The 16,737-nt window shown below is 31.0% G+C and carries 18 protein-coding genes; 12 read left to right on the top strand and 6 right to left on the bottom strand.

Going from position 1 to position 16,737, the window contains the following annotated elements; genetic code table 11:
* Nucleotides 1-110 precede the first annotated feature (110 nt).
* From Q0910_RS13150 to Q0910_RS13135, 4 genes are all read left to right on the top strand, one after another.
* Nucleotides 111-683 carry a sigma-70 family RNA polymerase sigma factor gene (locus Q0910_RS13150; protein ID WP_299217205.1) on the top strand — a complete coding sequence of 191 codons (573 nt, stop codon included), beginning with the start codon at nt 111-113 and terminating at the stop codon, nt 681-683.
* A 1-nt stretch (nt 684) separates the two neighbouring features.
* A complete protein-coding gene (locus tag Q0910_RS13145) occupies nt 685-1,173 on the top strand; it encodes a hypothetical protein (protein WP_299217202.1) in 489 nt (162 codons plus the stop codon).
* A gap of 234 nt (nt 1,174-1,407) precedes the next feature.
* On the top strand, nt 1,408-2,334 hold the full coding sequence (locus tag Q0910_RS13140; protein ID WP_299217199.1) for a LamG-like jellyroll fold domain-containing protein: 927 nt from the start codon (nt 1,408-1,410) through the stop codon (nt 2,332-2,334).
* 36 nt (nt 2,335-2,370) lie between these two features.
* Nucleotides 2,371-4,563: an acylase gene (locus tag Q0910_RS13135; protein WP_299217196.1), complete on the top strand. Its 2,193-nt coding sequence runs from the start codon at nt 2,371-2,373 to the stop codon at nt 4,561-4,563.
* A gap of 59 nt (nt 4,564-4,622) precedes the next feature.
* On the opposite strand, the gene Q0910_RS13130 is transcribed toward Q0910_RS13135, so the two are convergent.
* Genes Q0910_RS13130 through Q0910_RS13120 form a run of 3 tightly spaced genes read right to left on the bottom strand, consistent with a single transcriptional unit; the run spans nt 4,623 to nt 7,547 of the window.
* Nucleotides 4,623-4,871: a peptide methionine sulfoxide reductase gene (locus Q0910_RS13130; protein ID WP_299217193.1), complete on the bottom strand. Its 249-nt coding sequence runs from the start codon at nt 4,869-4,871 to the stop codon at nt 4,623-4,625.
* 7 nt (nt 4,872-4,878) lie between these two features.
* Nucleotides 4,879-6,441 (bottom strand): protein adenylyltransferase SelO, encoded by a 1,563-nt coding sequence (locus tag Q0910_RS13125; protein ID WP_299217190.1) that lies wholly within the window; start codon nt 6,439-6,441, stop codon nt 4,879-4,881.
* A 56-nt stretch (nt 6,442-6,497) separates the two neighbouring features.
* Nucleotides 6,498-7,547, bottom strand: a complete 1,050-nt coding sequence (locus tag Q0910_RS13120) for a DUF3667 domain-containing protein (RefSeq protein WP_299217187.1) — start codon at nt 7,545-7,547, stop codon at nt 6,498-6,500.
* Nucleotides 7,548-7,747: 200 nt separating this feature from the next.
* On the opposite strand from Q0910_RS13120, the gene Q0910_RS13115 reads away from it, so the two are divergent.
* On the top strand, nt 7,748-9,310 hold the full coding sequence (locus Q0910_RS13115) for a M28 family peptidase (RefSeq protein ID WP_299217184.1): 1,563 nt from the start codon (nt 7,748-7,750) through the stop codon (nt 9,308-9,310).
* Nucleotides 9,311-9,407: 97 nt separating this feature from the next.
* Here Q0910_RS13115 and Q0910_RS13110 read toward each other — a convergent pair whose 3' ends face one another.
* The 3 genes from Q0910_RS13110 to Q0910_RS13100 are packed head-to-tail and all read right to left on the bottom strand — an operon-like array spanning nt 9,408 to nt 11,269.
* On the bottom strand, nt 9,408-10,301 hold the full coding sequence (locus Q0910_RS13110) for a DUF5777 family beta-barrel protein (RefSeq protein ID WP_299217181.1): 894 nt from the start codon (nt 10,299-10,301) through the stop codon (nt 9,408-9,410).
* The gene (locus tag Q0910_RS13105; protein WP_299217178.1) at nt 10,291-10,839 is read right to left on the bottom strand and encodes a YceI family protein; all 549 of its coding nucleotides are present in this window, start codon (nt 10,837-10,839) and stop codon (nt 10,291-10,293) included. The genes Q0910_RS13110 and Q0910_RS13105 overlap by 11 nt, the downstream gene beginning before the upstream one ends.
* Nucleotides 10,832-11,269: a hypothetical protein gene (locus Q0910_RS13100; RefSeq protein WP_299217175.1), complete on the bottom strand. Its 438-nt coding sequence runs from the start codon at nt 11,267-11,269 to the stop codon at nt 10,832-10,834. The genes Q0910_RS13105 and Q0910_RS13100 overlap by 8 nt, the downstream gene beginning before the upstream one ends.
* Before the next feature lie 327 nt (nt 11,270-11,596).
* Between Q0910_RS13100 and Q0910_RS13095 the strand changes: the two genes are divergently transcribed.
* The 7 genes from Q0910_RS13095 (at nt 11,597) to Q0910_RS13065 (ending at nt 16,686) form a co-directional block, all read left to right on the top strand.
* Nucleotides 11,597-12,715, top strand: a complete 1,119-nt coding sequence (locus Q0910_RS13095; protein WP_299217166.1) for a LytTR family DNA-binding domain-containing protein — start codon at nt 11,597-11,599, stop codon at nt 12,713-12,715.
* A 357-nt stretch (nt 12,716-13,072) separates the two neighbouring features.
* The gene (locus tag Q0910_RS13090) at nt 13,073-13,915 is read left to right on the top strand and encodes a hypothetical protein (protein ID WP_299217163.1); all 843 of its coding nucleotides are present in this window, start codon (nt 13,073-13,075) and stop codon (nt 13,913-13,915) included.
* Between the two features lie 100 nt (nt 13,916-14,015).
* Entirely contained in the window at nt 14,016-14,363 is a 348-nt protein-coding gene (locus Q0910_RS13085; RefSeq protein ID WP_299217160.1) for a cytochrome c, read from the top strand.
* A 10-nt stretch (nt 14,364-14,373) separates the two neighbouring features.
* Nucleotides 14,374-14,805: a hypothetical protein gene (locus Q0910_RS13080; RefSeq protein ID WP_299217157.1), complete on the top strand. Its 432-nt coding sequence runs from the start codon at nt 14,374-14,376 to the stop codon at nt 14,803-14,805.
* An 18-nt stretch (nt 14,806-14,823) separates the two neighbouring features.
* Nucleotides 14,824-15,369 (top strand): YceI family protein, encoded by a 546-nt coding sequence (locus Q0910_RS13075; RefSeq protein WP_299217154.1) that lies wholly within the window; start codon nt 14,824-14,826, stop codon nt 15,367-15,369.
* Between the two features lies 1 nt (nt 15,370).
* On the top strand, nt 15,371-16,285 hold the full coding sequence (locus Q0910_RS13070; protein ID WP_299217151.1) for a DUF5777 family beta-barrel protein: 915 nt from the start codon (nt 15,371-15,373) through the stop codon (nt 16,283-16,285).
* A 44-nt stretch (nt 16,286-16,329) separates the two neighbouring features.
* Entirely contained in the window at nt 16,330-16,686 is a 357-nt protein-coding gene (locus Q0910_RS13065; RefSeq protein ID WP_299217147.1) for a hypothetical protein, read from the top strand.
* Nucleotides 16,687-16,737 lie beyond the last annotated feature (51 nt).

Below are 16,737 nucleotides of genomic sequence, written 5' to 3'. Positions count from 1 at the left end.
ATGCACTTTTTAGATATGTGGTTACACATTAGTAGATAATGATTAATTAATTTTTGATTAAAAACAAATTAAGTGTAACCATTAGACATAAAATAGCATCCTAAGTATGGATGAGCTCGGAAGAAGACTTTATATATATCGAAAAAATACAGCAAGGAGATTTTGAAGCATTATCATATATTGTGGATAAGTACAAGGATATGGTGTATAACATTGCTTTAAAAATCGTAAAAAACAAAATTGAAGCAGAAGATATAGCTCAGGAAAGTTTTATAAAGGTATATCAACAAATACACGCTTTTAAGAAAGAATCGAAATTTTCTACCTGGCTGTATACTATTACCTACAGGACTGCACTGTATGATCTTCGGAAAAACAAAATCAATACACAAACGATTGTTAATGAAGATCACGAGAAATTAAAGTCCTCAGCCATCTCTCAGGAAGAAAGTCTACAATATAAAGATAAACAGTATTTTGTGAAATTAGCGATCGATTCATTACCCAGTATAGAAGGACTTTTAATTACCTTATTTTATATTGATGAAAACAGTATTGAAGAAATACACGTCATTACTGGTTTATCTAAAGCAAATATTAAAATTAAATTATTTAGAGCAAGAAAGAAGTTAAGAAAACAATTGAATGACTTATTGAAAGATGAATTAAAAAATATTCTATAAAATGAATAAAAAAGACAAACTTCTAATAAAATGGATTAAAAATGAGCAATTAGAGCATCCTAAAGCTGATTTTACAGGAGATTTTTTGAAAATACTTCTGGAGAATGAAACTTTCTTAAGAACAGAAGATGTTAAATCAGATGAGATTTTATTCCATAATACGCTAGACCCTATCGATAGTGATTTCACAAAACGTGTTGTTTCTTTGATAGAAAAGAATGATGATACTCAAGTAATTGAACCTTTGATATCCAAGAAAGTTTTAGGTGCTATCATTTCGAGTATTCTTCTTCTTTCTTTGTTTTTCGAAATGTATACTAATTCAGAGCAAATGGAGATAAACAGCGTGTTTTTAGATATTATTTATTCTGCTCTAAAATTTATTCAAAAAACACCTATTATACTAGTATGTATTATGGTTAGCGTAATATTCATTTTAACAATAGAAAAAATATTTCAAACCATGCACAATGTATTATCTGAAGATTAAGTGTTTATAAATTAATACTTAATAGATGTTATATCGCTCAATAGAATTATAAGATTAATCAAAACACTAAAAGCTGTTAATACAGTAGGACGTTTGTTTCAATTCATTCTTTCAAATTTGATTCCTTTGATATCATAAAATTTATTTAAAACTTTCCTATCTATTAACGACCTCATTATTTGGTGGGTATATTTTTATATATTTATAACCATATAAACACACACCTATCATCTCATGAAATCTACACAATCTTCTCTTTACTACAGTATTATTTTTACCTTAGCACTATCTTTTATTGCAGTATCTTGTGGAAAAGACAAGAACAAAAAAGACAAAACCCAAAACGATGTAGTTAAAAAGGATACTACAAAAACTGCATTAAAAAAAGCACTTACATTTTATGCTTCTTTTGATAAAGGTGTTCAGGCAGATTTTGCATTAGGAGATCCACAATTATATACGGTACCTTCTCGTAAAGCCAGAGATTCTGCTCAGGTAGGAATCCATAAAAAAGATATTAGTATCGCCAAAGGTCAAGGTTTACATGGCGATGGATTGCTATACGGTTCTGATAGTAAGGGGTATATCTATTATCCTAGTACCGATAATATTGCTTACAATACTGAAAACTGGAATGGTGCTGTATCTTTTTGGCTAAACCTTGATCCTGCTACAGATCTAAAACCTGGATACTGCGATCCCATTCAAATTACAGATGTTAGTTATAACGATGCATCCATATGGGTTGACTTTACAAAAGAAAACCCTAGAGATTTCAGGCTTGGAGTTATTGGAGATAAAATTTCTTGGAAAAAAGATACTACCATATCTGATAATAATGACCCTGTTTTTAAGAATCAATTAATTCCAGTCTCTAAACCACCATTTGCCAAGGGTACCTGGACCCATATCTTTATTAATTTTGAAAACCTAAATACAGAAACAGGCAAAGCTTCTTTGTATATAAACGGTGAACTAAAAGGAAAAAGAGAAAACATTACGGATCCTTTTACCTGGGAATTAGATAAATCAAATATTTATTTAGGATTAGGATATATAGGGTTAATGGATGAACTTTCTATTTATAACAGACATCTTACTCAAAAAGAAATCACCACATTATATACATTAGAAAACGGAGTTCATACACTCCTAAAATAATTACTTACCCTTTCTTCCGATTATAAAATAAGCTCTATGATACGATTTAAAGTCATAATTTTTGGTATTACCACTTTCCTCCTATTTTCTTGTAAAACAGAAACAAAAGTAGAAATTACTAAAGAAGAAAAACGATGGCAAGAACATTCACTAAATACTACCATCATTAGAGATGATTTTGGTGTACCTCATATCTATGGAAAAACAGATGCGGACGCTGTTTTTGGCTTACTATACGCTCAATGCGAAGATGATTTTAATCGTGTAGAACAAAATTATATTTGGGCAATCGGTCGTTTAGCCGAAGTGGAAGGAGAAAAGGCTATTTATAGTGATTTAAGAGCAAAGCTTTTTATGACAGAAAAAGAAGCCATAGCTAATTATGAAAGTAGTCCAGAATGGCTTAAGGAATTATGTATTGCTTTTGCCGATGGGATCAATTATTATTTGGAAACACATCCAGAAGTAAAACCTCGATTACTTACACATTTTGAACCATGGATGCCTATGTATTTTAGTGAAGGTTCCATTGGTGGAGATATAGAGCGCGTTTCTACTCGTAAAATCAAAGCGATGTATGAAGGCGATATGGAAATGCCAATCGCCGAAGAACTTTCACTTCAAAAAGAAAAGGAAATGCTAGAACCACAAGGTTCTAACGGAATAGCAATTTCAGGATCGCTTACAAAATCTGGAAATGCAATGTTATTAATTAATCCGCATACTTCATTTTATTTTAGAGGAGAAGTACACGTAGTAAGCGAAGAAGGTTTAAATGCATATGGAGCTGTAACTTGGGGACAGTTTTTTGTGTATCAAGGTTTTAATGAAAAAACAGGTTGGATGCACACCTCTACTTATACAGATGTTATTGATGAATTTATAGAAACAACGGTTAAGAAAGAAGGGAAACCAATGTATCAATACGGTGATGAACTGCGCCCTATAGATCAATATGATATTACCCTAAAGTATAAGGAAGGTGATTCTATAAAAGAAAAAACATTTCCCGCATATCGTACACACCATGGTCCTATCACACATCTTAAAGAAGGAAAATGGGCAGCAACTGCGCTAATGTGGGAACCTGTCAAAGCATTAGAACAATCATATATCCGCACAAAACAGAATGGATATAAAGGATTTCGTACTATGATGGATATAAAGACAAATTCATCTAATAATACTGTTTATGCGGATGCCGAAGGAAATATTGCATACTTTCATGGTAATTTTATTCCCGTTAGGGATCCATCATTTGATTACACTAAAGCAGTTGATGGCAGTAATCCTAAAACCGACTGGAATGGCTTACATCCAGTTGATGAAGCGATAACACTCTTAAATCCGAAAAATGGCTGGTTACAAAATTGTAACTCTACGCCATATACCGCTGCATTAGAATTTAGTCCTAAAAAAGAAGAGTATCCTCGCTATATGTCAATAGATCGAGAAAATTTCAGAGGTGTTCACGCTATTGAATTACTAAAAGACAAAAAGGATTATACTATAGATAGTCTAATAGCATTAGCGTACGATCCATATCTACCTGCATTTGCAAAATTAATTCCTGGATTGGTAGAAGCGTATGATAAAATAGATAAAACCAAAAAATTAGGAAGTAGTATCGAAATCTTACGAAATTGGGATTATAGAACATCAAAAGAATCTAAAGCCATGACGTTAGCTCATTTTTATGGAACGAATTATGCTAGAAAAGGAAAAAGACCCGAAGAGCGTATCAGTGATATGGCACTTCTCACCTATTTCGGCACCAAATCACCCTTAGAAGAAAGGCTTGCTATTTTTAAAGAAACTCTTATTCAGTTACAAGAAGATTTTGGAGGGATTCTTCCTTGGGGTGAAGTCAATCGTTTTCAGCGTGTTGATGGAAATATCAGACAACCTTTTGATGATTCTAAACCAAGTACAGCTGTTGGATTTGCTTCAGGACGTTGGGGAGCACTTGCTGCGTATGGCGAGCGTTATACAAATAACACCAAAAAAATCTATGGTACCAGAGGAAATAGTTTTGTTGCTGTTGTAGAATTTGGAAATAAAGTAAAAGCGAAAACCAGTTTAGCCGGAGGCCAAAGTGGTAATCCAGATTCACCACATTTTGATGATCAAATACAACCATATGTAGATGTACAATTTAAAGAAGCTGCTTTTTATAAAGATGATGTCTTAAAACGTGCTAAAAAAACATATCATCCTGGAGAAAAATAACATAAACTAAAAATTGAAATAAGACAACATAAGCATCTGTAAATCAATTAAAAAATACACTATAATAATTGTGTATTTTTCAAGAAGTCTATAACTTTTTGTTCAGGCATTTCGCAAGGTTTTAATAATTCAGAATTGGAGGTGATATAATAGTTTAAACTAATAAAATCATTTCCTTGAAGTTCTTTGCCATATATTTTGAAAGACTTTCCGTTATTAAAAATCTCTTTAGTAATACTATATCTTATGTTTTTGTACATTCCTTCAGAATACCCTTCCGGAATTCTTTTTATGTGCTCTAACAACATAGCGATACTATGAACTACAGGATAACATAGAACAACCAACCTTGTTTCTAGCCCAATCCGGACGTTTTACAAACCATTTGTCATATTCTGGTTGCTCATCATATGGTTTTTTTAGCATTTGGTATAACTCATCTATTAAACTATAATCACCTTTATCAGCATCATAAATCGCCAATTGAGCCATATAATTGCGAAGAACGTATTTAGGATTTATGGTATTCATTTTCTGTTTACGTTGTTCATCTCCCAACACCTCCTCCTTTAATCTATTATCATATTTTAAAAACCAAGCATTCCAACGACTCACAATATCATCTTTTAAATCCTTAAGACTATAAAATGCATTATAAATAATTTCAATTCCTTGAATATGGTTGCTTTTTCTATAGTTAGCAAGATTTCTAAAAAAGATTGTCATATCAGTTTCTACAGCCTGAAGTAATTCTTCTAACTCATGTATAAATAGATGATCTTTTTCTTCACTAGCGAAAATTCCAATCTTGGTATACATCATATCAATATATTCCTGTTTAAATGCGTCTTGATATTCATTTAAAACATTTTCTATTGGATCTATTTCTTCAATTAACGGATACAATGCGTTGGCCAGTTGATACAAATTCCAAAGTACGATTTCCGGTTGCGTTCCATACCTGTAGCGCTTAAATTGCCTATCTGTGGTATTTGGAGTCCATCCTAGATCATAATCTTCTAACCATCCATATGGACCATAATCAATGGTTAATCCCAAAATAGACATATTATCTGTATTCATAACACCATGAACAAAACCCACTCGCTGCCAATCAATAACCATTTTCAGGCTTCTTTTACTGACTTCTTTTAGAAGTGCAACATATGATTGTTTACCGCGATCTTTTATTTCTGGATAAAAATGCTTTATCGTATAATCAGCTAGAAGTTTTAGATTTTTATGATCTCCATGAGCCGCCAAGATTTCAAAGTTTCCAAAACGAATAAAAGAAGGTGCTACACGACATACAATAGCTCCTTTTTCATACGCTGCATTTCCATCATATAACATATCTCTTAATACTTGATCTCCTGTAACCGCAAGAGACAATGCTCGTGTTGTTGGAACACCCAAGTGATACATCGCTTCGCTACATAAATACTCGCGAATAGAAGACCGTAAAACGGCTAAACCATCAGCAGTACGAGAGTACGGAGTTTCACCAGCTCCTTTTAACTGAATAGCCCAACGATTTGAATCATTCACAACTTCAGCAAGATTGATAGCACGACCATCTCCTAATTGTCCGGCCCAGTTTCCAAATTGATGTCCACCATAGTGCATAGCATAAGGCTTAGTATGTTCTATAACCTTATTACCAGTCATTATCTGTAAAAACTCTTCTGATTGAACATCTTCTTTAGAAAACCCTAATTCCATCATCATTTCTTCTGAAACATGTAACATCTCTGGGTTACTTGTTTTCTTTGGAGTCACATATGAGAAACAAGCATTTCTAACCTGTCTTCGGGAATTTTCAAGTACTGGATCTGAAGGCAATTCTTCAGAAAAAGTATTGTTTATATTTAATTTCATTACTGACTTCTTTTTAGTAATACTTATAGTTTGCTCCAGAAACTTTAATCATTCTTTTAATATAAAAATATTGAAACCAAGATAATACCACTAAAAGCAAATGGTACTATAATCATCATATATACATAAGTAACAACCAATCCTCGAAAAAATGCTCCTATCCAGCTACTCTTGTAAAAATTTCTAAATGCAATGATTAAATAAATAATAAAAGATAAAAAGAACAAAACCTGCAACCAAATAGATATTTCGACAATCGAATTCATTAAAATTAGAAAACAAAGCGAGGTAAAAACAAATGTGAAAAAATAAAAACTAAATACCATATGATGTGCAAAAGTTGCTCTTTTCCAGTAAAATATTTTTAGAATGAAAGCAAATAATGGTAACATCAAAAACATAGTAATAGGAATGGTGTCATATAATGTCTTCAAGATTCCACCCCCTTTTTGCTCATAAAACTTTAGGATTTGTGTATAGAATATTTTAGTGATCCCACTATCCTCTTCGTTTAATCCCATAAATTTTAATTTTTCTTCCAAAGGAGCCTCAATAGCTATTAAAGAATCCATTTGCTTTCGTTTAAAACTGAATGAATTTTCTGAGGATCTTTGTTCGGCAGATATTACAGAATCAAAAACTTTAAGATCTTTTTCCGCTATTTTGGAAAGACCTGCATTCTCCGTTAATGCCTTTTTAGCAATTTCCAGACCAATGGAATCTTTCTTTATTTCTTCCGGATCTAAAGTGCTTTCTTTGCTAAATTCTTTTTTAATTGTCCTATTTAGATTATCATCTGCTTTTCTAACAGTAAACGAAAAAGCAAAAAAGAATACAACTGAGATAAAAAGATAAAACTGCGCTGGATGGAGATAAGAAAGGCGTTTTCCATCAACAAAAAGTCTTGCCAAGACCCCTGGTTTTGTCATCAAAGGGATAAAACTCTTGAAAAAACGAGCATCAACGGCAAAATAATTACCTATCGTATTACTAAATAGCACTCCAAAAGTTAGCTTATCAGCAGTTTCTTGTCCACAATAGGGACAATATTCAAAGGATTCATCAAAAGATTGTTCACAATTTTTACATTGGTTAGTAGTAGACATTTTTAATCATTTGTTTAAATGTACAGAACGAAATTACAAATATAATTTGATCTATTTATGCTTACTTCTATCCTTATGGATTATAATTAAAAGTACCCTAAAATATCAGATCACGCTTATTTTTGCAGTCACTTAACAAAATGATATGGAAATTCTTGTATTTTTGGCAAAATCAAAAAATTAACATTCACACATTTTTTATGAAAAAAATATTTTCTGTATTAGCAGTAACAGCTCTTATTGCGGCTTGTGGTACTACTAAGACAATAACAAAATCAACAGAGACAAAAAAGGTTACTAACGATCCAGTGACCTATGCCAATACAATTACTTCCGAAGATTTAAAAACTGCATTATACACATATGCTTCCGATGAGTTTCAAGGAAGAGAAACTGGTAAGCCAGGACAAAAATTGGCTATTAATTTTCTGAAAGACCATTATATGAAATATGGTGTGCCCGCTGCAAAAAGTGATGGCAATTATTTTCAGGAAGTACCACTTGATATTATAGGTAACCCTGATGTAAAACTTAGTGTTAATGATAAATCTTTTACCTATAAAGATGATTTCATCTCTCTTTCATCGGGAAAAACGGATAACTTTTCTTTAGATGAAATCGTTTATGCAGGATTTGGAATTGATGACGAAAAATTCTCAAGTTATGGAGATATAGATATCAAAGATAAAGTAGTTCTTATCAAATCAGGCGAACCGAAAAACACTGATGGAACATTTACAATCACTGGCACTTCGGAAGGATCAAAATGGTCTAATATGAGACAGCAATTTGCAGCAAAACGCAATGCCGCTAAAGAAAAAGGTGCTAAGGCAATATTATTCTATTTCCCAGAAGTTTATCAGATGGCTGTAGCACAATTTGGCAATGCGTCTGGTAGAATGACGCTTTCTGATAATTCTGAAGAAGCTTACTTCTTCCTAATTAATACTAGTTTGGCTAAAGCTTTGTTAAGTGATATCGAGACAAACGATATATCCAATACCATAAAAACTAAAATGACTTTGGATTACAAAAATGTTTCTGAAAAAGTAACTTCAGAAAATGTAGCTGCATTTATCAAAGGATCCGAGAAACCGGATGAAATCATAGTAATATCTGCTCATTTAGATCACGAAGGAGTTAAAGATGGCAAAGTGTATAATGGCGCCGATGATGATGGATCTGGTACTGTTGCCGTGGTAGAAATTGCAGAAGCTTTCGCAAAAGCAGTAAAAGATGGCAATGGACCAAAAAGATCTATTTTATTCCTTAATGTTACTGGAGAGGAAAAAGGTCTCTTGGGATCTCGCTATTATACTGATATCGATCCTATTTTTCCATTAGAAAACACAGTAGCAGATTTAAACATTGATATGATAGGTCGAATAGACCCAAAACGTAAAAGCGAGAATAGAAACTATGTATATTTAATAGGTAGTGATAAGTTAAGTACTGAACTTCATAACATTTCTGAAGAAGTAAATACTAAATACACCAACGTAGAATTGGATTACACATACAATGATGAAAATGATCCTAATCGTTTTTATTACCGATCGGATCATTATAATTTTGCAAAAAATAATATTCCTGTTATATTTTATTTTAATGGTACCCATGATGATTATCACCAACCAAGTGATACTCCTGATAAAATAGAATATGATTTATTAGAAAATAGAGCTAGATTGGTATTTTATACTGCTTGGGAATTAGCTAACCGTGAAAACAGAATTGTCGCAGATAAAGCTGAAAAGAAATAATAGTAAGTACATATTACAAAAAAGAGGCCCGATCAATTTAATCAGGCCTCTTTTTCTTATTTATTACCAACGTGATTGTTTAAATAAAAGTCGTGTCTTACAATTTTTTCTGATTAAAATGTAAAACATACGTTGCATTAAAACCGAAAACGAAATTTCCGTCACTAAGATTGAAATTATTAGGTGTTTGTGTTATAAATGCATCCTCCACCATATTTCTGGCATTTGTCATCTGAAATTGAAGCATTAAATCACTCATTTCCCAATTAACCCCTAAAACAAAAGCATCATAAGTGTCAATTGATTTCAAAGGGTTCGCTAAATAATAATACTCTGAAACTATAGATATATGACCACCTACCTTATACCTTGCTCCTATTCCTAATGCAAAATGATTATTTGGATCTTCATCAAAAGAAGAACTTCTGTGAATATATGTAGGTGATAGTTGTAATGAAAACTGAGAGGTAAATTTACGTGCTATTAAAACCTGACTAGTAAATGCTGTACGATCTATAAAATCATCAGATAGCCCTATACCACCATCATTACTTCTATAAGAAGCATTTTGAAAAAGAGTTACACTAAAAGGAGATCCCTTACCTTTTTTTACCTGTCGTATGAGATTATATTTTAAAAATCCATCAAAGATTCCTTCTAAAGTTGTACCTCCTGCTCCGAAAGTTAACCTATTAGACAAACCATATTCTAAAGCTATTCTGGCCGTCCATTTATCAGCGACAAAACTTTGGCTGGGACGATTAGGTATGTTCCAAAATAGATTCATAGCCTTTACTTCTAAAACTCCTTTTCTTCGGTTTTCTATAGAATGTCCTAACGAAATACGAGTTCCTTTGAACGTAGCTATTTCGTACTCAGTATTATCAGGATATTCTTTTTCTAGTTTATCCAATAAGTCTTGAGCATTCACAGAAATACTAAATCCAATTAGCATAAGTATAAACAAAAGAAAAAGTATATTATTTTTCATAAGGTTGATATTCAAATCTGAATTTAATTGATATATTTTTAGCTATGTTGGGCGCTAAGATTGGAGGGATTTTAATCTCAAAGTCTTTAACCACGACTTCAAAATCCCCCGTTATTAAATACGTTCCATCGATATTTTCAATACTTGTTTTAATTTCAACTTCCTTAGCAATATCACGAATAGTAAGTGTTCCTTTTACCATTTTGGTTTGAATTCCTTCCGCTAAAGGATCAAAATCGATAATACTACCTTGAAAAGTAGCTTTAGGATATAAATCCGATTCAATATAGCTTTCATTAAAATGTTCATGCATTAGTGATTTCTTAAACACAAATGCATTCATTAGCATACTTATAGCTATCTCACTCCTCGAAAAATCAATAATACTTAAAACTTGATTGTTCTTGGCTTCAATATTTTCTACAGAAGTATACGAAAAGAAAGATACCTGTCCTTGACGCGTAATAACTTGATCTGATCTATTATCAGAGTCTGTAAAATTGATCAAAAGAGATAGTAGAATAATAATTCTATTCATTGCTTTGTTGGTTAATCAGCATACAATTTAGTAATATAGCATCTTTAAGAAATCCCTTACAAACTCCTTTAAGCATAATCTTCTGGCCTTTTACAAGTTTTCTTATCTCAATCATTTGATTGGATTGCATATCACATAATACGCCAGAATATTTATTATCACCATACAATATTACTGTATTTCGGTTATTTAAAAAAGAAACTTCTTTTACTACACCTTCTACTTCTATTATTTTACCTTTATAAATTGAATTTGCATTTTTTTCATTTTGAATAAATGAAGCTGTAAGATTTTTAGAGCTCGTTTTTATTTCCGTAGATACCTTATCGATATCAATACGTGGATAATTATAAAATTCAAAATAGATATAAAGACCTCCTAACAATAGTAAGGTGATAATAGAACAAGTTATTTTATTTTTTTTACTCATTTGTTATCAAAGCAAAACTAGTGCTTATTTTGAATTTATAAAATATAATCTTAACAATGATAAAAGTTTATAGTATGTATCTGCTTTCATGTTTTATTTTTTAAAATTAAAAGTACAGACAAATTAACGGTTATTAGGATATTCTATCCTTAATAACCTGTGTAAAAAGGAAAAACAGAGTTTGAAAAGGAAAAAAAAACATTAAAATGATCAATAATTATTTTAATGTTTAAAAACAATAGGAGGAAAATTATAGTATTTTCGTTTCAGAAAAAATCAATAAGTATATTAAGTTTTAAATTATTAAAAACGATAGGTACATAGTCAATGAGAAAAGATAAATTATATTTCTTAACTTTTATTTCTATATCTGTAATTTTTTTAATCATCGCTTCTTTTGGAGTAAAGTACTTTATTAAAGTAAGTGCGAATCAATTAATAGAAATACAATTAGAATCTAGTAAACGAGAAGCTAACGAAATATCCAAACTAGCTCAATATTGGACAATAGAGGATATCGATAAATTAAAAATAGTCAATAGTATCCAAAAAGCTATTGAAAATACTCAAAATGAAGCTTCTTTTATTTGTTTGTTTGATTGGTCTGGAAAACAAGTATGTCATCCCGATATCACAAAAGTAGGCTTAAAAGTAAATTCAGATCAATCGCTAATAAAATCACTAAATGAGGAAGATAGTTCTGATAAATTATATGATTTACTCATAAATCAAAGAAAGCAAAATGATAGCATTGCTAACGCTGAAATCGTATCTGAGATTGTCTATATATCGCCAGTAAAAGGCTCTGATCTAATTGTAGCAGCACAAGTAAACCTAAGTAAAATATCTACACAAGTAAGAAAGCTAAAAACAAGTTTTTATACCATTTTTGCTCTAATGGGAGGATTGATTATTTTATCTTCTTTTTTTGCTGTTCGAATTATAGGGAGCTATTACGAAAAACAATTAGAACAAAAAAACACAAGTTTAGAAAGTGAATTACTTAACCTATCTAAATTAAATACTGATCTTATTGCATATCAGCAAAAAGTAGTTAAAAACACTGAAGAAGAATCAGTAGAATCAACAGTAGAATCTTCAAAGGAATCTGGCAAAAAAAGAATTCTAACCTATATCAGGAATGAATTGATTCCTGTTCCTATAAATAATATATCATACATATACACAGAAAACACAATAACATATATAGTATGTTTTGATGGCAAAAAATCCACAAGTAATGATAGCTTAGATGATATATTAATGAATATGGATACTTCTCTCTTTTTTAGAGCAAATCGTCAATTTATAATAAGTATTACTGCTATAGCAAAAATTATCAAATATGGAAATAGCCAACTTAAAATTTTGATCAGAGATGCCGATGTAGAAATAATTATAAGTAAAAATAAAGCCGCAGAATTTAGACAATGGCTAAATATTTAATGCAAATTTGTTTTTTGTATCACACATTCTTTTTAAAGTTTATAAACATACATTAACACTTACTATCTTTCCTTTGAAACATCTATTTTGACCGATCTGGATTCTTTTTTTAAAGATAATTTAGGTAGACATTATGTGAACACACCTCAATAAAGACAACATATAACACTTGTTTTCAAGTGTTTATGTTTTTATTTTTCCTTCGATTTTTATATAATCTTGAAAGCAAAAAGCGTTTTATAATTTCAAAGCTTTTTTTTCCTTTTTAAGGCTTTTTTTTCCTTCTCACATACATTAATTTGATTTCACCTCCTTCATTGATTGTTATTTGTAGCATAAATCATAAATAATTTAAAAATGAAAAAATCAATTTTCTTATTACTCACTTCAATATTATTATTATCAAGTTGTAGTAGTGATGACTCAGACGAACAAATTATCACAGAACCTGAAGCTAATAATGTAAAACTAGCTGATAACACTGTACACGGAAAAATTCTTACCGATTCTGAAGGCATGTCGCTTTATTTCTTCTCGAGAGATACTAAAGAACAATCAGAATGCTCAGGTAATTGTAAAACTGCTTGGCCTATATTTTATAAAGCTGACTTAACTCTAGATGATGGTTTAGATGCTAATGATTTTGGTGTAATAACTAGAACTGATGGAGAAAAACAAAATACATATAAAGGATGGCCATTATATTATTTTGCTAATGATAATGCAGCAGGCGATACTAACGGTGATAAAATTGGTAATAACTGGTACATTGCCAAACCGGATTATTCATTAATGTATGCAGAAGCTCAATTAGTGGGTAGAGATGGTGATGGAAACGATCAAAATTTCACTAGTGATTATGCTCCTGGAGATGAGCTTACCTTTTATATGACAAGTAGTAAAGGAAGAACCATATATAGCTTTAGCCAAGATACAAAAGATAAAAACAGCTTCACTTCAGAAGATTTTTCTAACAATGCAGCATGGCCAGTTTTTCATATAGATATAGATAGATTACCTAGTATTCTTGATGCTAGTGATTTTGGAACCATCGATGTTTTTGGCACACCACAATTAACCTATAAAGGAAGGCCTTTATACTATTTTGGACAAGATGTAGAAAGAGGAGATAATTATGGAATCAATGTTCCTAATCCAGGTATTTGGCCAATTGTTAATACCGATACTACAGAACTTTAGAAGATTAAAACTTGGTTTATTTATAAGTAGTTAGTTAGTTGATCATAAGAGGAAGATAAGAATTTCTTTCTTCCTCTTATACTTAAAATTCTTTTCAAAAATGAACATTCTCTCAAAAATTAAAAACACACTGATAATCGTACTCAGTATCACTCTTTTCTCTTGCGAGACTAACGTAGAAGAAGATTCTGGTATAGTTGACGAAGAATCTTGTGATACCACTATTTCCTTTGCAGCTAGCATTAAACCAATTATCGATAGTAACTGTATAAGCTGTCATGGAGGAAGCCAATTTCCTGATTTAAGAACTTATGATGGCATTAGTAATAATGCGGATAGAGTAAGAACTCAAGTTGTTAACAGAACAATGCCACAAGGCGGTTCATTAAGCAATGAGGAAATAGAATTGATTCGCTGTTGGATAGAAAGTGGTGCTTTAAACAATTAAATCAAATCCAATGAAGAAACAAATAAACAAAAGAATTCTTATTGCTGGAGGAGTAATTATTCTATTAGCTGGTGCTTTTATCTACTTCAATATATATAATAAACCTCATATAGATGTATCAGCAGCTACACCAGATTTATCAATGGAAGCAGGTGTTTTATTAGGTGAGTTTCTAAATAACGAAACAGAAGCAAACTCAAAATACTTAGAACAAATAATTCAGGTTAGTGGAACCATTGCGGAAATTGACACAGATAAAAACGATAATTCTATTATCACTTTGAGAAAAAATGATGATATCGAGAGTGTAATATGTCATGTATTACCCGAAGAAAACAAAAAAGCAAGTAACCTAAAAATAGGTCAAAAAATCAATATTAAAGGCATCTGTACCGGATATTTAATGGATGTAATATTGGTAAAATGTGTAATCATTAATTAACAATCTAATTATAAAGAAATGAAATTATTAAATATATTATTATTCAGTTTATTATGTTCTGCCGTTTCATTCGGACAGGGTAAATTTCTTACAAAAAAAGGATATACATCATTTTTTTCCAGCACTCCTATAGAAGATATTAAAGCAGACAATAACCAGGTGTTGAGTATCATAGATTCATCAACAGGGACAATCGCTATTTCTATACTTATGAAATCCTTTATGTTCGAAAAATCATTAATGCAAGAGCATTTTAATGAGAACTATGTAGAATCTGATGAATATCCAAAAGCAATTTTTAAAGGTCAAATACTGGACTTTAGTGATGCAAATGAAAACGAACCAATGGTAACCATTGTGGGCGATATTACTATTCATGGAATTACTAAAAAAATAGAAACAAAAGGAAAAATCAATAAGACAGAGGGAAGCATAAAGCTAACAGGAGATTTTCCGGTAAAAGTTGCTGATTTCGGAATTAAAATACCATCAATAGTTGCAAATAACATAGCTGAGACAATAAAAGTTACATTCGAATTAGATCATAAACCATATAAAAAATAACATGAAAAAAAAGTTAATTATTTTTATGATATGGGTGATTAGTTCACAAACATTTGCCCAAGATCTGCTGGATATTTTAGAAGATGAAACTCCACAAACTAAAAATTACATTACCTCTACTTTTAAAGGAACCCGAATATTAAACGGACATTCAATCGAGAATCGAAAAAAAGGAACCTTAGAGTTTGTGATATCACATCGTTTTGGTAGAGTTAATTTGGGAGCTGATGAACTATATGGATTAGATCAATCCAACATTCGTTTTGCTTTTGAGTATGGATTAACTGATGATATCATGCTAGGAGTTGGTAGAAGTAGTTTTGATAAAACATACGATGGATTTGTTAAGTACAAGTTCTTAAAACAAAGCACTGGTAAAAATTCATTTCCTTTTACAGCCTCTCTTTTTACGAGTATTGCATATAGAACGCTAAAAGATTTTGATCCAAATAATGAACCGAGCTTTAGTCAAAAGTTGTCTTATGTTACTCAAGTATTAATGGCTAGAAAATTCAGTTCGGGGTTTTCATTACAAATTACTCCTACTTATATTCATAGAAATTCTGTCAAAATCAATGAAGATCCACATGGCATATTTGCTGTCGGTGTTGGCAGTAGAGTGAAATTAACGAAGAGAGTTTCGATTAATGGAGAATACTTTTATACAGTAAACCCATTAGAATCAATTGATGCATCAAATTCATTAGCCTTTGGAGTAGATATAGAAACTGGAGGACACATCTTCCAGATAATACTCTCTAATTCTATAACTATGATAGAAAAAAGTTTTATCACTGAATCCACAGATGATTTTTTTGAAGGTGATATACATCTCGGTTTTAATATTTCAAGAGCTTTCCAAATTGGAAATAAGAAAAAAAAGAAACTGAAAGCAATGAAAGAGGCCGGTCTGTAGATAAGTAAGGCTACTATCAAAATAAATATTAAACAAATTATACTATGAATAAAATGTTTAGAAGAAATTTTAAAGTTAAAGGAGAAGATGTTGATGATTTTATGGTAATGCAGGAAAATGCTTATCAAAGCTATACATCGTCAATACTTAGTGCTTATTTATTTGAAAAAGGATACGCTAAGCAAAAGAGAAAAACAATCAACTTTGATTTGCAAGAATTCTTAGAAACAAAAAAAATCAGAAAACATTTAATGTTCATGCAAGATTTTTTTATAAATATGGAACTCTTGTCATTTGATGAAAAACAACAAAAACTAATTGTTAGAAATAGTTTTTTTAATGCTAGTAATGAATTATGTGTAACAGCAAAAACCAGTATATCTTGGTTTGAACACGCCTAGTAAAAACTAATTATTCATATAAAAAGTATAGATAGATCAATTATTTAATTG

It is taken from the genome of uncultured Aquimarina sp. (assembly GCF_947495315.1).
Lineage (GTDB): Bacteria > Bacteroidota > Bacteroidia > Flavobacteriales > Flavobacteriaceae > Aquimarina.
Note: the sequence above shows the minus strand (reverse complement) of the source record. Positions and strands in the feature narration are given on the sequence as shown.

What these genes read in the sequence shown, in the direction of transcription:
- Q0910_RS13150 (WP_299217205.1), top strand. Translation starts at nt 111, where the DNA reads ATGAGCTCGGAAGAAGACTTTATATATATCGAAAAAATACAGCAAGGA.
- Q0910_RS13145 (WP_299217202.1), top strand. Translation starts at nt 685, where the DNA reads ATGAATAAAAAAGACAAACTTCTAATAAAATGGATTAAAAATGAGCAA.
- Q0910_RS13140 (WP_299217199.1), top strand. Translation starts at nt 1,408, where the DNA reads ATGAAATCTACACAATCTTCTCTTTACTACAGTATTATTTTTACCTTA.
- Q0910_RS13135 (WP_299217196.1), top strand. Translation starts at nt 2,371, where the DNA reads ATGATACGATTTAAAGTCATAATTTTTGGTATTACCACTTTCCTCCTA.
- Q0910_RS13130 (WP_299217193.1), bottom strand. Translation starts at nt 4,871, where the DNA reads ATGTTGTTAGAGCACATAAAAAGAATTCCGGAAGGGTATTCTGAAGGA.
- Q0910_RS13125 (WP_299217190.1), bottom strand. Translation starts at nt 6,441, where the DNA reads ATGAAATTAAATATAAACAATACTTTTTCTGAAGAATTGCCTTCAGAT.
- Q0910_RS13120 (WP_299217187.1), bottom strand. Translation starts at nt 7,547, where the DNA reads ATGTCTACTACTAACCAATGTAAAAATTGTGAACAATCTTTTGATGAA.
- Q0910_RS13115 (WP_299217184.1), top strand. Translation starts at nt 7,748, where the DNA reads ATGAAAAAAATATTTTCTGTATTAGCAGTAACAGCTCTTATTGCGGCT.
- Q0910_RS13110 (WP_299217181.1), bottom strand. Translation starts at nt 10,301, where the DNA reads ATGAAAAATAATATACTTTTTCTTTTGTTTATACTTATGCTAATTGGA.
- Q0910_RS13105 (WP_299217178.1), bottom strand. Translation starts at nt 10,839, where the DNA reads ATGAATAGAATTATTATTCTACTATCTCTTTTGATCAATTTTACAGAC.
- Q0910_RS13100 (WP_299217175.1), bottom strand. Translation starts at nt 11,269, where the DNA reads ATGAGTAAAAAAAATAAAATAACTTGTTCTATTATCACCTTACTATTG.
- Q0910_RS13095 (WP_299217166.1), top strand. Translation starts at nt 11,597, where the DNA reads ATGAGAAAAGATAAATTATATTTCTTAACTTTTATTTCTATATCTGTA.
- Q0910_RS13090 (WP_299217163.1), top strand. Translation starts at nt 13,073, where the DNA reads ATGAAAAAATCAATTTTCTTATTACTCACTTCAATATTATTATTATCA.
- Q0910_RS13085 (WP_299217160.1), top strand. Translation starts at nt 14,016, where the DNA reads ATGAACATTCTCTCAAAAATTAAAAACACACTGATAATCGTACTCAGT.
- Q0910_RS13080 (WP_299217157.1), top strand. Translation starts at nt 14,374, where the DNA reads ATGAAGAAACAAATAAACAAAAGAATTCTTATTGCTGGAGGAGTAATT.
- Q0910_RS13075 (WP_299217154.1), top strand. Translation starts at nt 14,824, where the DNA reads ATGAAATTATTAAATATATTATTATTCAGTTTATTATGTTCTGCCGTT.
- Q0910_RS13070 (WP_299217151.1), top strand. Translation starts at nt 15,371, where the DNA reads ATGAAAAAAAAGTTAATTATTTTTATGATATGGGTGATTAGTTCACAA.
- Q0910_RS13065 (WP_299217147.1), top strand. Translation starts at nt 16,330, where the DNA reads ATGAATAAAATGTTTAGAAGAAATTTTAAAGTTAAAGGAGAAGATGTT.